Origin of the sequence: Nocardioides conyzicola, assembly GCF_039543825.1 — a bacterium.
Taxonomy (GTDB): domain Bacteria; phylum Actinomycetota; class Actinomycetes; order Propionibacteriales; family Nocardioidaceae; genus Nocardioides; species Nocardioides conyzicola.
Genome location: NZ_BAABKM010000005.1, coordinates 46,030 through 60,352 on the forward strand (window position 1 = coordinate 46,030; position 14,323 = coordinate 60,352).

Here is a 14,323-nt window from a genome sequence, read left to right on the forward strand (position 1 = left end):
GTACGGCGTACGGTGGGGACTGCAGCCGCGTGCGGGCACCCCTCCGGGAGTCCCCCGTCGGCCGGGAAGGCGGACGGCATGGCGACGTCGTACGGCGCACAGCCCTCCTCCTCGACGCGCGCCCCGCTGCGCCTGAGGATCAGTGACCGGCCCGGGCTCGACACCCTCGACGGCGGCTGGTGGCCGCAGAGCCGCGACCTCGCCGTGGAGCTGGCCGACCTCGCCGACCACTTCCCGCCGGCGTTCGGCAGCGTCCAGCACGCGGTCTACTCCCCGCCCGACTGGGACTCGACCCCGCGACGGATCGCGGTCCACGGCGGCCACGTCGAGCTCGACTCGGTGCCGCAGGACGACACCCACGTGGTGCTGCTGCGGACCTCGCAGCGCCTGACCCTGAGGCTGCTCGTCGTCCCGCACGACTTCTCGGACGGCCAGGGCGCCGAGGCGCTGCTCGCGGCCGCCACCACGGGCTACGCCCACTCCGCCGGCTCGCTCCTGGAGACCGTCACCAACGAGCTCGACGTCGACCCGAGCGACCACTGGGCCTGAGCCCGTTCGCCGCTGGCGAACGCGCCACCGCACGGCGCTCCCGCGGCCTATCGTCGGATCATGGGTGACGTCGTCGCATTCCCGTCCCGTCCGGAGCCGCTCTGGCGCGAGGCCGTGGGCCACGAGCTGCGCGAGGAGCGGCGTACGGCGGAGCGCACGCTCGCCGACGTCGCGTCGGACGCGGGCGTGTCGACGCAGTACCTCTCCGAGATCGAGCGCGGTCTCAAGGAGCCCAGCTCGGAGGTGCTCGGCGCGGTCGTCGGCGCGCTCGGGCTGCGCCTGGTCGACCTGACCACGCGCGTCAGCCGGCGACTGACCCGGATCTCCGGGCCGGTGGCGCTGGCGGCCTGAGGCTCAGTAGCCCGGGAAGACCTTCCGCAGGTCGTCCAGGCTGACGTTGCCGGTGACCTCGACGCCCGCCGGCGTGAACTCCGGCTTGAGCCGGCCCGTCAGCAGCCGCGCGGCCGCCTCGGCGGGGCCGGTGAACGTCGCGGTCGGGTCGGCCAGGTCGGTCGTGACGGTGACGGCGTCGGCGACGGTGATGCCCCCTCCGGGGACGGTCACGCGGGCCTCCTCGGCGAGCTGGTCGGGCTTGGCGGCGAAGCCGAGCAGGAAGCCCAGCGGCCCGGCGTACAGCTCCAGCAACAGGGCGGCGGACTCCGGCTCGATGCCGGCCGCGGGGTCGAGGCCGACCCGCACGTCCCAGGCGTGGGCGGCGACCTCGTTGAGCCGCATGCCGACCGCGACCACCAGCGGGACCGGCTCGGGTAGGAAGCCCATGTCGACCGTCAGGTCGGCGCGCTGCTCCGCGGTCAGGCCCTCGACGACGTCGAGGTAGCGGCTGTCGTGCTCGACGAAGCCGGCCGCCTGCTCGAGCGGGCTCGAGCCGTCCCAGCGCGCCCAGACCGACTGGTTGTCCTCGGCCTCGACCGGGAGCCCGGCCGCGGTCGCGATCGGCTTCGTGGAGATCTCCGCGCCGCTGCCGAGGTGCGACAGCGCCTGGGCGACCGTCCACTCGGACGCGCCGCTGGGGCCGGTCAGCCGTCCCTCGTCGAGATCGGGGACCAGGGCAGCAAGGGCATCGTGGTTGGTGCGCAGGGCCGCGATCGCGCGGTCGACGAGTTCAGTCATGTCCGCCCTAACCGATCCGGCGCTCCCGTTCTTCCGGGAGGGCCTTCCGGCTGTCCAGGATGCTGTCGACGATGCCGTAGGCGACCGCGTCCGCAGCGGACAGCACGAGATCGCGCTCGGTGTCCTCGCGCACCTGCTCGACGCTCCGGCCGGTGTGGTGCGCCAGGATCTGCTCCATCTCGGCGCGGATCCGGGCGATCTCCTTCGCCTGCAGCGCCAGGTCGGGCAGCGTGCCCTGACCGCCTCCCGACGGCTGGTGCAGCACCACGCGGGCGTGCGGGAGCACCGTACGGCGACCGGGCGCACCGGCCGCGAGCAGCACGGCCGCCGACGACGCCGCCTGGCCCACGCACGCCGTACCGACCTCCGGCCGGATGAACTGCATCGCGTCGTAGATCGCCAGCATCGAGGTGACCGAGCCGCCGGGCGAGTTGAGGTAGAGGTTGATCGGCGCGTCCGGGCTCTCCGACTCCAGGTGCAGCAGCTGCGCGATCACGACGTTGGCGACACCGTCGTCGATCTCGGTGCCGAGGTAGATGATCCGGTCGGTCAGCAACCGGCTGTAGATGTCGACCGCGCGCTCGCCCCGGTGCGTCTTCTCGATCACGCTCGGGATCGTGTACTGACTCATGCCGACACCCCGAACGTCGCGGCCGGGCGGCTCGGGTTGATCGCGCTCAGGTCGCTGAGCACCTGGTCGACGAAGCCGTACGCCTGCGCCTGGTCGGCGGTGAACCACCGGTCGCGCAGGGAGTCACGCTCGATGACGTCCCGCGGCTGGCCCGTGTGCTCCGCGATCAGGCCGATCAGGACGCCCTTGACGTGCTCGAGGTTCTCGGCCTGGATCTCGATGTCGATGGCGGTCCCCCCGATGCCGGCGGAGCCCTGGTGCATCAGGATCCGCGAGTGCGGGAGCGCGTAGCGCTTGCCCGGCGTACCCGCCGAGAGCAGGAACTGCCCCATGCTCGCGGCGAGGCCCATCGCCAGGGTGCTCACGTCGTTGGGGATCAGGCGCATGGTGTCGTAGATCGCGAGCCCGGCGCTGACGCTGCCGCCGGGCGAGTTGATGTAGAGGCTGATGTCGCGGTGCGGGTCCTCGGCCGAGAGCAGCAGCAGCTCGGCACAGAGCCGGTTGGCGATGGCGTCGTCGACCTCCTGCCCGAGCACCAGGATGCGCTGGTGCATGAGGCGGGCGGTCAGCTGGTCGTCGAAGGGTCCGATGGACGGTGGCTGGGTCATGCCACCAGCGTTCGTCGCCGCACGCCGTCAGGGAAGCGGATCCGCTGCCAGCAGATCCGCCGTCAGCTGATGTCCAGCTGCACGGACGCGAGGGCGGAGTCGAGCTGCTCCAGGCTGCTGACCCCGACGATCGGCTTCCAGCCCTTCGCCAGCATCCAGGCGAGCACGACCTGGGAGGCGGGTACGCCGTGGTCCGCGGCGATCCGGTGCAGGCTCGCGAGCCGGGCGGTCGTGCCGGGGTGGTCGTAGGCCTCCGGGAACGGCCGGTCGGCCCGGTCGAAGCTGCCTTGCACCAGGGGGCTGTAGACCCAGAGCTCCAGCTCGGGCTGCACGTCGAGGTAGTCGACGGTCTCGTCGGTGACGAACCCGAACCGGTGGTCCTTGCCCGGCACCTGCGCACCCGGCCGCGGGTCGACGTACGACGTGGTCAGCTGCAGCGCCGTGAAGGGCTCGACCCCGAGCCGGTCGGCGATGGCACGGGCGCGCTCGACCCGCCAGGTGGGGTGGTTGGAGACGCCGAGACGCCGGACGACGCCCCGCTCGACCAGCGACCCGAACGCGGCCACCGTCTCCTCGAGGTCCGTCGAGCGGTCCTCGCCGTGGGCCCAGTAGAGGTCAATGGCGTCGACCCCGAGGCGCTCCAGGCTGCGGGCGGCCTCGCGCTCGATCACGGCAGCCGACAGGCCTTCGGTGCCGCCGTCGTCGGTCGGCTCCACGCCGACCTTGGTGGCGATCACGAGCTCGTCGCGCAGACCCGGGTTGGCGGCCAGCCAGCGGCCGAGCAGCGCCTCGCTCTGGCCGCCGTGGCCGGTGTCCGACGTCCAGAAGGAGTAGCAGTTCGCGGTGTCGAGGACCCGCCCGCCGGCCTCGACGTACCGGTCCAGCAGGGCGTACGACGTCGCCTCGTCGGTGCGGGTGCCGAAGTACATGGTGCCGAGCACCAGCCCCATCTCCAGGTCCATGCGCTCACCCTACGGACGACGTCGATAGGGTCGTTTCATGATCGAGCTCCGCACCCCTGCCCAGATCGAGCAGATGCGCCCCGCCGGGCGCTTCGTCGCCGACGTGATCACTGCTCTCGCCGCGAAGGCCGACGTCGGGGTCAACCTGCTCGAGCTGGACGAGCTCGCTCACCAGATGATCCGCGACCGCGGTGCGGAGTCCTGCTACATCGACTACCACCCGTCGTTCGGCGCCTCTCCCTTCGGCAAGGTGCTGTGCACGTCGGTCAACGACGCCGTGCTGCACGGACTCCCCCACGACTACGTGCTGGAGGACGGCGACCTGCTCTCGGTCGACTTCGCGGCCAGCGTCGACGGCTGGGTCTCCGACTCCGCGCTGAGCGTCGTGGTCGGCAACGCGCGCCAGGAGGACCTCGACCTGATCGAGGTGACCGGGCGCGCGCTCGAGGCGGGCATCGCCCAGGCGCGGCCCGGCAACCGCCTCGGCGACATCTCGGCGGCGATCGGCGACGTGGCCCGCGGGGTCGGGCTCGGCGTCAACCTGCAGTTCGGCGGCCACGGTGTCGGCCGCACCATGCACGGCGACCCGCACGTGCCCAACGACGGTCGCCCGGGGCGCGGGCTGAAGCTCAAGCCCGGCCTGGTGATCGCGATCGAGCCGTGGTTCCTGCACACCACCGACGAGATCTACACCGACAAGGACGGCTGGACGCTGCGCAGCAAGGACGGCTCCCGGGGCGCGCACATGGAGCACACCGTCGCCATCACGGCAGACGGCCCGCTGGTTCTCACCGAGCGGGCCGCCTGACGTACGTACGCCTCAGGCGTACTTGGTCTGCAGGTCCTTGATGCCGTTGATCCACGAGTGCCGCAGCCGCACCGGCTCCGCCAGCTTGGAGATGTCCGGCGCGTGGTCGGCCAGGGCGTCGAAGATCACCCGGATCTCCTGCCGGGCGAGGTTGGCGCCCAGGCAGTAGTGGGCGCCGTGGCCACCGAACCCGAGCTGCGGGTTGGGGTCGCGCAGGATGTTGAACCGGTGCGGGTCCTCGAAGACGGTCTCGTCGAAGTTGGCGCTGGCGTAGAACAGCGCCGCCCGCTCGCCCTTCTTGAACGTGTGGCCGCTGACCTCGACGTCGTTGAGGGCGGTGCGCTGGAAGACGTTGACCGGCGTACCCCACCGGACGACCTCGTCGACCATCGTCGCCGGCCGGTCCCGCTTCCAGATCTCCCACTGCTCCGGGTTGTCGAAGAACGCGTTCATGCCGTGCGAGATCGCGTTGCGCGTGGTCTCGTTGCCGGCCACCGCCAGCAGGATCACGAAATAGCCGAACTCGTCGTCGTTGAGACCTCGCTCGCCCTTGTGGGCCTGGATCAGCTTGGTGATGAGGTCGTCGCGCGGGTTGGCCTGGCGGTCGGCGGCGAGCATCATCGCGTAGCCGAGGATCTCGGCGGCAGCGACGTCGTTGTTGCCCGCGTAGTCCGGGTCCTCGCCGGCGAGCATCTGGTTGGACCACTCGAAGAGCTTGTGCCGGTCCTCCTGCGGTACGCCGATCAGGTCGGCGATCGCCTGGAGCGGGAGCTCGGCGGCGATCTCCTCGACGAAGTTGCCGGTGCCCCGGGAGACCGCGTCCTTCACGATGGACGCCGCCCGCTGGGTCATCGTGTCCTCGAGCTCGGCGATCGAGCGCGGGGTGAAGCCTCGGGAGATGATCGCGCGGGTCTGCGTGTGCTCCGGCGGGTCCTGGTTGATCAGGATGACGCGCTGGAGCTCGATCTGACCGCGGTCCATCTCGCCGGGAAAACGGATGATCGCCCCGTTCTCGGACGTGGACCAGTTCTTGCTGTCCTTCGAGATCGCCGAGACGTCCTCGTGCCGGGTGACGGCCCAGTAGCCGGTGCCCGACTCCTCGGCGAAGCCGCTGCGCTGCTCCCAGGGCTGCTCGATCCAGTGGATCGGCGAGCTCTGGCGGGCGAGCCGGAAATCGTCGTACGGGACTGACTTCTCGTTCAGGTCAGGGTCGGTGAAGTCGAACCCTGCAGCGAAGAGGTCGGTTGCGGTCACGGGGGCTCCTATTGGATGTGGAACACGTTCTAGTGGCCCAGGTTACATACCGAAGGTAGGTGAGGGAAGGTTGTACACGACAAGAACGTGTTCTAGTTTTGTCCCATGGGCACTCCTGTGATCATCGACGCCGTCCGCACCCCCCTCGGCAAGCGGAAGGGATGGCTGGCCGGCGTGCATCCCGCCGTCCTCATCGGGCACGCGATGAGCGAGGTGCTCGCCCGCTCCGGGATCGACTCGGACCTGGTCGAGCAGGTCGTCGCCGGCTGCGTCACCCAGGCCGGTGAGCAGTCCAACGGCATGGTGCGCCGCGCCTGGCTGCACGCGGGTCTCGCGCAGCACACCGGCGGGACGATGGTCGACGCCCAGTGCGGCTCGGGCCAGCAGGCCGCCCACATGATCAACGACATGGTCGCGGCCGGGACCATCGAGATCGGGATCGCCGCGGGCGTCGAGGCGATGTCGCGCATCCCGCTGGGCGCCAACGTGCCCGCCGGGACCGGCGACCCCCGGCCCGACGACTGGTCGATCGACATGCCCAACCAGTTCGAGGCGGCCGACCGGATCGCGAAGAACCGCGGGCTGTCGCGCGCCGACCTCGAGGCGTTCGGCCTGGCGTCGCAGCAGAAGGCGCGCATCGCCGTCGACGAAGGTCGCTTCAAGCGGGAGATCGCCGCCGTCACCGCGCCGGTGCTCGACGCCGAGGGCAACGCCACGGGCGAGACCCGCGTCGTCGACGCCGACCAGGGCCTGCGCGACACCACGCTCGAGGGGCTCGCCTCGTTGAAGCCGGTGCTGCCCGAGGGCCTGCACACCGCCGGCACGTCGTCCCAGATCAGCGACGGTGCCTCCGCCGTCCTCATCATGGACTCCGACCGCGCCGCTGCCCTCGGTCTCAAGCCCCGCGCCCGGATCGTGTCGCACTGCCTGGTCGGCTCCGACCCGTACTACCACCTCGACGGCCCCATCGCGGCGACCCAGAAGGTGCTCGACCGCACCGGCATGGCGATCTCTGACTTCGACCTCTTCGAGGTCAACGAGGCCTTCGCGTCGGTCGTCCTCTCGTGGGCCGGCCAGCACCACGTGGACCTGGACCTGGTCAACGTCAACGGCGGCGCCATCGCCCTGGGCCACCCCGTCGGCTCCACCGGCACCCGCCTGATCACGACGGCCCTGCACGAGCTCGAGCGCCGCGACCAGACCACCGCCCTGATCTCCATGTGCGCCGGCGGCGCCATGGCCACCGGGACGGTCATCGAGCGGATCTGAGGCGCAGCCGGGGCCGGGCGGCCCCGAGCTACGCCCCGTACACCGGCTCCGGCGCAGGACCGGCGGCGAGCAGCTCACGCAGGGCCGGCCCGACCTCGGCCGCCTCCCACCGGCGGCCGAGGTCGAGCGCGGGTCCGTGGCGCCAGCCGAGCTCGACGGTGACCTGGCCGCCGTCGATCTCGATGACGCGGCCGGTGACGTCGCCGGCCTCGACGGAGGCGAGCCAGGCGACGATGGGCGAGTTGTCCTCGGGGAGGGCCATGGCCGAGGTGTCGAAGGCGCCCTCGGTCATCCGGGTCCGGGCCACCGGGGCGATCGCGTTGACGGTGACGCCGTACCGGCCCATCTCCTGGGCGGCGACGAGCGTCATGCCGGCGATGCCGGCCTTGGCGGCGGAGTACGTCGTCTGGCCGACCGAGCCCTGGAGTCCGGCGCCCGACGACGTGTTGATGACCCGGGCCGCGCGCTGGCGTCCCTCCTTGGCCTCGGCGCGCCAGTAGGCACCCGCGTGCCGCAGGGGCGCGAAGTGACCCTTGAGGTGCACGCGGATCACCGCGTCCCACTCCTCCTCGGCCGTGTTCACCAGCATCCGGTCGCGGACGAACCCCGCGTTGTTGACCAGGATGTCCAGGCCGCCGTACGTCGTGATGGCCTGCTCGACCATGGCGGCCGCCTGCTCGAAGTCGGCCACGTCGGCGCCGTTGACGACGGCCCGTCCACCAGCCGCCTCGATCTCGGCGACCACCGACTCGGCCGGGGTCTCCCCCGTCCCCTCACCGGACAGCGAGACGCCGAAGTCGTTGACGACCACGGCCGCACCGTGGCGCGCGAGCTCGAGCGCGTGCGCCCGGCCGATGCCGCGGCCGGCGCCGGTGACGATCGCGACGCGACCTTCGAGAAGCTTGCTCATCAGAGTCCCTTCTGGACCAACAGGAAGGCGGGTGTCTCTCCCCCGCCGTGACAGGCGACGGTCGCGCCGGAGACGTACGACGCCAGCTCGCTCGCCAGGAAGGCCGCGACGTTCCCGACCTCGTCGGGGCGCGCCATCCGACCGATCGGGATCGTGCGCTCGATCGCGGCGACCGAGGCGTCGTCGCCGTAGTGGTCGTCCGTCTGCTCGGTGCGGCACAGGCCCACGTCGATCGCGTTCACCCGCACCTTCGGCGCCCACTCCATCGCCAGCGACGTCGTCAGCGAGTCGAGGCCGGCCTTCGCCGCGCCGTACGCCGCGATGGTGGGTGCCGGGCGGCCGGCCGAGATCGACGAGATGTTGACGATCGCGCCGCCGGAGTCCTGCTGCTGCATCACCGCGTTGGCGGCCTGCGCGCAGAGCAGCGGCGCGAGCAGGTTGAGGCCGACGATCTTCTCGTGGAAGCGCGCCGACGCGGTCGCCGCGTCGGTCGCGGGCGCTCCCCCGGCGTTGTTGACCAGGATGTCGAGGCGATCCAGCGACGCCACCAGCGCCTGCACGGCCTCGGCGTCCCGGACGTCGCAGACGTGGTGCGTGGTCCCCGGCACCGGCTCGACCGCCGTGCGCGAGCACGTCACGACGGTGGCACCGGCCGCGAGCAGGGCCTGGGTGATCCCGAGACCGATCCCGCGGGTGCCGCCCGTGACGAGCGCGACTCGTCCGGACAGGTCGATCGACAGCGCCATGCTGCTACCCTACCAAGCACTTGCTTGGTTAAGGAGAGACCGTGCCGATCACTTCCGAACTCCGCCCGGACGGCATCCGGGTCGTGACGATGGACGCGCCACCGGTGAACGCCCTCACCGTCCAGGGCTGGTACGACGTCGCAGCGGCCCTCGACGAGGCCAGCGGTGACCTGCAGACCCATGTGGTGGTGCTGCGGGCCGAGGGCCGCGGCTTCAACGCGGGCGTCGACATCAAGGAGATGCAGCACACCACCGGGTTCGACGCCCTGATCGGCGCCAACAAGGGCTGCTTCGCGGCGTTCAAGGCGGTCTACGAGTGCGCGGTGCCCGTCGTCGCCGCGGTCAACGGCTTCTGCCTCGGCGGTGGCGTCGGCCTGGTCGGCAACGCGGACTGCATCGTGGCCAGCGACGATGCCTACTTCGGCGTGCCCGAGGTCAAGCAGGGCGCGCTCGGCGCGGCGACCCACATGGCACGACTCGTGCCACAGCACATGATGCGCACCCTCTACTTCACCGCCCGCACGATCAAGGCGGCCGACCTGGTGCAGTTCGGCAGCGTGCTCGAGGTGGTCCCTCGCGACCAGCTCGACGACGCCGCCCTGAAGGTCGCCGGTGAGATCGCGGCCCACGACACCCGGGTGATCCGGGCGGCCAAGGAGTGCCTCAACGGGATCGACCCGATCGACGTCAACAAGAGCTACCGGTTCGAGCAGGGCTTCACCATGGAGCTCAACCTCGCCGGCGTCAGCGACGAGCTGCGCGACACCTTCGCGGGAACGGACAAGGCACAGAAGTGACCAAGGGACCACGCGACAAGCAGCTCTCGATCGACGAGGTCGTCGGCGAGCTGCGGGACGGCATAACCATCGGCATCGGCGGCTGGGGTCCGCGGCGCAAGCCGATGGCCCTCGTCCGCGCGATCCTGCGCAGCGACCTGAAGGACCTCACCATCGTCAGCTGGGGCGGGGCCGACGTCGGGCTCCTCGCCCGCGCCGGCAAGATCCGCAAGCTGGTCTACGCGTTCGTCAGCCTCGACTCGGTGCCGCTGGAGCCCAACTTCCAGAAGGCTCGCCAGGAGGGCACCATCCCCGAGCTGGTCGAGCTCGACGAGGGCATGTTCCAGACCGGCCTGCGCGCGGCCGCCCAACGGCTGCCCTTCCTGCCCATGCGCGCGGGCCTCGGCTCGGACGTGCTGGTCAACCAATCGCACATCAGGACCGTCACCAGCCCCTACGACGACGCGGAGGAGCTGGTCGCCGTACCCGCCCTCCACCTCGACGTCGCCCTCGTCCACCTCAACCGCGCCGACAAGCACGGCAACGCGACGTACCTCGGTCCCGACCCGTACTTCGACGACCTCTTCTGCATGGCCGCCGACCGGGCCTACGTATCCGTCGAGCAGGTCGTCGACACGGCCGGCCTCACCGTCGACACCCCCGTCCAGCGGCTGCTGCTCAGCCGGATGATGGTCAGCGGCGTGGTCGAGGCACCCAACGGCGCGCACTTCACCACCTGCACGCCCGACTACGAGCGCGACGAGAAGTTCCAGCGCGCCTACGCCGCCGCCGCGTCCGGCTCCGACGAGGACTGGGCGGCGTTCAGCGCCCGGTTCCTGGAGGGCGACGAGGCGTCGTACCAAGCCGCGGTCGCCGCGTTCCAGGAGGAGACCACGTGACCGACGTGACCCGCGCAGACGTCTGCGCCGCCGCCATCGCCGACGCGTTCAAGGACGACGGCGAGATCTTCGGCAGCCCGATGGGGCTGCTGCCGATGCTCGGCGTGCGCCTGGCCAAGCTGACCACCAACCCCGACCTGGTGATCTCCGACGGGGAGTCGCTCTTCCTCGCGGGCGTGCCGCCGCTCTTCGCCAAGGGCGACGTGGTCGAGGGCTGGATCCCCTTCCGCAAGGTCTTCGACGTGGTCGCGTACGGCAAGCGGCACGTGATGATGGGCGCGACCCAGGTGGACAAGCACGGCAACCAGAACATCTCCGCGATCGGCGACTGGGCCCGGCCCAAGCGGCAGCTGCTCGGCTCGCGCGGTGCTCCCGGCAACACGGTCAACAACCGCACGTCGTACTGGGTCCCCAAGCACTCCACGCGCGTCTTCGTCGAGCGGGTCGACATCGTCTCCGGCGTCGGGCCACAGCTGGCCAAGGAGGCCGGTCCCGCGGCGGCCCGCTACAACGACATCCACCGGATCGTCAGCAACCTCGGGGTGTTCGACGTGAAGGGCGCCGACGACAGCGTCCGGCTCCTCAGCGTCCACCCCGGCGTCACCGTCGACAAGGTCCGCGAGGCCACCGGCTTCGAGCTCGACGTGCCCGCCGACGTACCGACAACGCGGGAGCCCACCACGGAGGAACTGATCCTGATCCGGGAGGTGCTCGACCCGAAGGGCCTGCGCTTCAAGGAGGTGCCGCATGAGTGAGCAGCTGCTGAAGACTCCCTTCACCGAGCTGGTCGGCGTCCGCCACCCGGTCGTGCAGACCGGCATGGGCTGGGTCTCCGGGCCGCGCCTGGTCAGCGGCACCGCCAACGCCGGCGGCCTCGGCATCCTGGCCAGCGCGACCATGACCTTCGAGGAGCTCGAGAAGGCGATCGTCGAGGTCAAGAGCCGCACCGACAAGCCGTTCGGGGTCAACCTGCGCGCCGACGCCGCCGACGCCCCCGCGCGCTGCCAGCTCCTCATCGAGCACGGCGTGAAGGTCGCGTCGTTCGCCCTGGCGCCGAAGCCCGAGCTGATCGCCACGCTCAAGGAGCACGGCATCGTCGTGATGCCGTCGATCGGAGCCGCGAAGCACGCGGTCAAGGTCGCGGCGTGGGGCGCCGACGCGGTGATGGTGCAGGGCGGCGAGGGCGGTGGCCACACCGGCCCGGTGCCGACCACGCTGCTGCTGCCGACCGTCCTCGACGCCGTCGACATCCCGGTCGTCGCGGCCGGTGGCTTCTTCGACGGCCGCGGCCTCGCCGCCGCGCTGTCGTACGGCGCCGCCGGGATCGGCATGGGCACGCGCTTCCTGCTCACCCAGGACTCCGCCGTGCCCGACGCGGTCAAGCAGCTCTACCTCGAGCGCGGCCTGACCGACACGGTCGTGACCACGAAGGTCGACGGCATGCCGCACCGGATGCTGCGCACCGCTCTCGTCGAGGAGCTCGAGGAGACCAGCGCCGTCAAGCGGATGGGGCCGACGCTGCGCCGCACGCTGGAGTTCAAGAGGGACTCGGGGATGTCCTGGACGGCGCTCCTCAAGGACGGCCGAGAGATGAAGAAGGCCCAGGGCCGCACCCTCGCCCAGATGGCCCTGGCCGCCAACACCCCGACGATGCTGAAGGCCGGCCTCGTCGACGGCGACACCGACGCCGGCGTCCTCGCGAGCGGACAGGTCGTCGGCGTCATCAACGACCTGCCCACCTGTCAGGAGCTGATCGACCGCATCGTCACGGAGGCCGCCGCCGAGCTGCGCCGCGCCTCGTCGTACGTCGTCTGAGCGCTCCCGTCAGCGCGTGACCTCGAAGGCGACGTTGCGGGTGTGGTGGTGCCCGGATCCGTCGACGTACATCACCGTGTAGCGGTGCCGGTGCCCCGCCTTCAGGTGCTTGGTCGGGACGCGCAGCACGGCGGTGCCCTCGGCGGTGACGATGGCGTGGCCCACGGCGGCGCCGTGGGCGTGGCGTACGACGACCCGGCTCGACGGCCTGGCGCCCACGACCCGCACCGCTGCCTTGCGCCCTGACCGCACCGACTTCGTCGCGGTGACGGAGCTCTTGACCGGCGCGGTGCCGGCAGCGGTCTCCGGAGCGGCCGGCGGGGCTTCGGGGGTGGACGTGCCGGTGCCCGTCGGCTGGCCCACCGGGAGCTGGTGCGGCATGGTCTGCGCGGCGCCCGGTCGCGCGGGCATCGGCAGCGCCGACGCGGAGAGCTGCGCCGAGTAGTTCGCCTGGCGCGCGGCCGGGTCGAACTCGGCGTCGGTCGGCGCCGACTGCGGCACGGCCTGGAACGCTCCGGAGAGGTCGTCGAAGGTGTCCCGGCGCCACGGCGTGATCGCGTCGAAGGTGACCGGGCCCTTGCCGGACAGCCCACCGGCCTCGGCGATCGCCTCGATCAGCTGGAGCGGCGAGGTGTGGTCGGCGACCTGCGAGTAGACGTGTCCCCCGACGGACCACGGCGAGATGATCAGGCACGGCACGCGGAAGCCGGCGCCGGCGGGCAGTCCCCCACCCGGCGTCCCACGGGGCGACGGCATGTGGACGTACTCCTCGGGGTGGAGCTCGGGGTCCGGCACCGGCGGGGGCACGTGGTCGAAGAAGCCGTCGTTCTCGTCGTAGTTGATGATGAAGACGGTCGAGCTCCACAGGTCCGGGTTGGCCGCCAGTGCCTCGAGCTTGGACGCCAGGAAGTAGGCGCCCGCGGCCGGTGTGTTCGGCGGGTGCTCGTCGGAGGCGTACGGACCGTCGGGGAAGAGCCACGTCACGTCGGCGAGGGTGCCGTTGGCGCAGTCCTCCTCGAAGCCGAGGTAGCCGACCGCCGCCTTCGTCGGGTTGAGCGGGTCCCCGGCGCCCCCGGGAGTGCCGTTGCCGAAGAGCGTGCCGACGCCGGTGGCCCAGTTGAAGAGCGCGGTGTCGACCTGGCCCGCCGTCTTGAAGCTCTTCCACCACTTGAAGTAGTTGTACGAGCCCGAGCTGGAGTAGGTCTTGATGCTGTAGCCGGCGTCGTAGAGGACCTCGGCCGCCGACTTCCAGGTGAGCGTGTTGGGAGCGACGGTCTCGAGGATCGGCCCGCCCTGCTTGCCCTGGGGGTCGTTGGTGCCCGACATCCAGATCGCGCGGTTCGGGTACGTCGGGCCCATGACCGAGCAGTGGTAGTTGTCGAGCAGCGTGAAGTTCTCCGCGAGCGCCCAGTGGAACGGGATGTCGTCCTGCTCCATGTAGCCCATCGTGTAGCTGCCCTTGGCGGCACCGTCCGCGGCGACGTGGGTGCTGAGCCAGCCGTCCATCGCCCCCTTGTTCCAGGACGCGTGCTGGTCGCGCCAGTCGTGGGACAGCGACGGGACGGCGGCGGCTCCGGTGGCCTTCGTGTCCATGTGGAAGGGCAGCAGGTAGCCGTCGGGGTTCGCCGGGTCGGGCTGCATGAAGACGGAGTTGCCGTTGGGCAGCGTCATCGCGAGCGGGTCGTCGAAGCCGCGGACCCCGGGGAACGTCCCGAAGTAGTGGTCGAAGGAGCGGTTCTCCTGCATCACGTAGACCACGTGCTTGATCTTGGACAGGTCGAACTCCTCCGGTTCGGCCGCGGCGGCCGCACCGAGCTGGCTCGGGAGGAGCCCGGACATGCCGGCCGCACCCGCGACCGCGGCCGCGCCCATGACCACCGAGCGGCGGGAGGCGGGCAGGTTGAGGGGGTTGCTGCTCTGCTCAGTCATGAGGTTCTTTCTCGTCGTCGTGCTCGGGAGCGGGGC

Annotated in this window: 16 protein-coding genes; 8 read left to right on the top strand and 8 right to left on the bottom strand. The window is 71.1% G+C overall.

Translation table 11 applies throughout. From position 1 onward, the window contains the following. Positions 1-78 precede the first annotated feature (78 nt). Both ABEA34_RS21910 and ABEA34_RS21915 read left to right on the top strand, forming a co-directional pair. Positions 79-549, top strand: coding sequence for a DUF5994 family protein (locus ABEA34_RS21910; protein ID WP_345523832.1), 471 nt, complete (start codon positions 79-81; stop codon positions 547-549). A gap of 60 nt (positions 550-609) precedes the next feature. Continuing rightward, positions 610-900: a helix-turn-helix domain-containing protein gene (locus tag ABEA34_RS21915; protein ID WP_345523833.1), complete on the top strand. Its 291-nt coding sequence runs from the start codon at positions 610-612 to the stop codon at positions 898-900. A gap of 3 nt (positions 901-903) precedes the next feature. On the opposite strand, the gene ABEA34_RS21920 is transcribed toward ABEA34_RS21915, so the two are convergent. The 4 genes from ABEA34_RS21920 to ABEA34_RS21935 form a co-directional block, all read right to left on the bottom strand. Then, positions 904-1,680, bottom strand: coding sequence for a maleylpyruvate isomerase family mycothiol-dependent enzyme (locus tag ABEA34_RS21920; protein ID WP_345523834.1), 777 nt, complete (start codon positions 1,678-1,680; stop codon positions 904-906). Between the two features lie 7 nt (positions 1,681-1,687). Then, a complete protein-coding gene (locus ABEA34_RS21925) occupies positions 1,688-2,311 on the bottom strand; it encodes a ClpP family protease (protein WP_345523835.1) in 624 nt (207 codons plus the stop codon). Next, positions 2,308-2,919 carry a ClpP family protease gene (locus ABEA34_RS21930; RefSeq protein ID WP_345523837.1) on the bottom strand — a complete coding sequence of 204 codons (612 nt, stop codon included), beginning with the start codon at positions 2,917-2,919 and terminating at the stop codon, positions 2,308-2,310. Before ABEA34_RS21930 ends, ABEA34_RS21925 begins: the two co-directional genes overlap by 4 nt. 62 nt (positions 2,920-2,981) lie before the next feature. Further along, a complete protein-coding gene (locus tag ABEA34_RS21935) occupies positions 2,982-3,881 on the bottom strand; it encodes an aldo/keto reductase (protein WP_345523839.1) in 900 nt (299 codons plus the stop codon). A gap of 37 nt (positions 3,882-3,918) precedes the next feature. On the opposite strand from ABEA34_RS21935, the gene map reads away from it, so the two are divergent. Next, a complete protein-coding gene (gene map / locus ABEA34_RS21940) occupies positions 3,919-4,689 on the top strand; it encodes a type I methionyl aminopeptidase (RefSeq protein ID WP_345523840.1) in 771 nt (256 codons plus the stop codon). Between the two features lie 12 nt (positions 4,690-4,701). Here map and ABEA34_RS21945 read toward each other — a convergent pair whose 3' ends face one another. Next, positions 4,702-5,943 carry a cytochrome P450 gene (locus ABEA34_RS21945; protein WP_345523841.1) on the bottom strand — a complete coding sequence of 414 codons (1,242 nt, stop codon included), beginning with the start codon at positions 5,941-5,943 and terminating at the stop codon, positions 4,702-4,704. 105 nt (positions 5,944-6,048) lie between these two features. Here ABEA34_RS21945 and ABEA34_RS21950 point away from each other — a divergent pair, with 105 nt between their 5' ends. Then, positions 6,049-7,212, top strand: a complete 1,164-nt coding sequence (locus ABEA34_RS21950) for a steroid 3-ketoacyl-CoA thiolase (protein ID WP_345523842.1) — start codon at positions 6,049-6,051, stop codon at positions 7,210-7,212. A gap of 28 nt (positions 7,213-7,240) precedes the next feature. Here the strand turns inward: ABEA34_RS21950 and ABEA34_RS21955 are convergent, their stop codons facing one another. Further along, positions 7,241-8,122 carry an SDR family oxidoreductase gene (locus tag ABEA34_RS21955; RefSeq protein WP_345523843.1) on the bottom strand — a complete coding sequence of 294 codons (882 nt, stop codon included), beginning with the start codon at positions 8,120-8,122 and terminating at the stop codon, positions 7,241-7,243. After that, complete coding sequence (locus ABEA34_RS21960; protein ID WP_345523844.1) at positions 8,122-8,868, bottom strand: SDR family oxidoreductase; 747 nt, start codon at positions 8,866-8,868, stop codon at positions 8,122-8,124. The genes ABEA34_RS21955 and ABEA34_RS21960 overlap by 1 nt, the downstream gene beginning before the upstream one ends. Positions 8,869-8,909: 41 nt before the next feature. Between ABEA34_RS21960 and ABEA34_RS21965 the strand changes: the two genes are divergently transcribed. The 4 genes from ABEA34_RS21965 to ABEA34_RS21980 are packed head-to-tail and all read left to right on the top strand — an operon-like array spanning position 8,910 to position 12,358. Then, on the top strand, positions 8,910-9,665 hold the full coding sequence (locus ABEA34_RS21965) for an enoyl-CoA hydratase family protein (RefSeq protein ID WP_345523845.1): 756 nt from the start codon (positions 8,910-8,912) through the stop codon (positions 9,663-9,665). Next, positions 9,662-10,543 (top strand): CoA transferase subunit A, encoded by an 882-nt coding sequence (locus ABEA34_RS21970; RefSeq protein WP_345523846.1) that lies wholly within the window; start codon positions 9,662-9,664, stop codon positions 10,541-10,543. The genes ABEA34_RS21965 and ABEA34_RS21970 overlap by 4 nt, the downstream gene beginning before the upstream one ends. Then, entirely contained in the window at positions 10,540-11,298 is a 759-nt protein-coding gene (locus ABEA34_RS21975) for a CoA-transferase subunit beta (RefSeq protein ID WP_345523847.1), read from the top strand. The genes ABEA34_RS21970 and ABEA34_RS21975 overlap by 4 nt, the downstream gene beginning before the upstream one ends. Further along, positions 11,291-12,358, top strand: coding sequence for an NAD(P)H-dependent flavin oxidoreductase (locus ABEA34_RS21980; protein ID WP_345523848.1), 1,068 nt, complete (start codon positions 11,291-11,293; stop codon positions 12,356-12,358). Before ABEA34_RS21975 ends, ABEA34_RS21980 begins: the two co-directional genes overlap by 8 nt. 9 nt (positions 12,359-12,367) lie before the next feature. On the opposite strand, the gene ABEA34_RS21985 is transcribed toward ABEA34_RS21980, so the two are convergent. Next, positions 12,368-14,287 (bottom strand): phospholipase C, encoded by a 1,920-nt coding sequence (locus tag ABEA34_RS21985; protein WP_345523849.1) that lies wholly within the window; start codon positions 14,285-14,287, stop codon positions 12,368-12,370. Positions 14,288-14,323 lie beyond the last annotated feature (36 nt).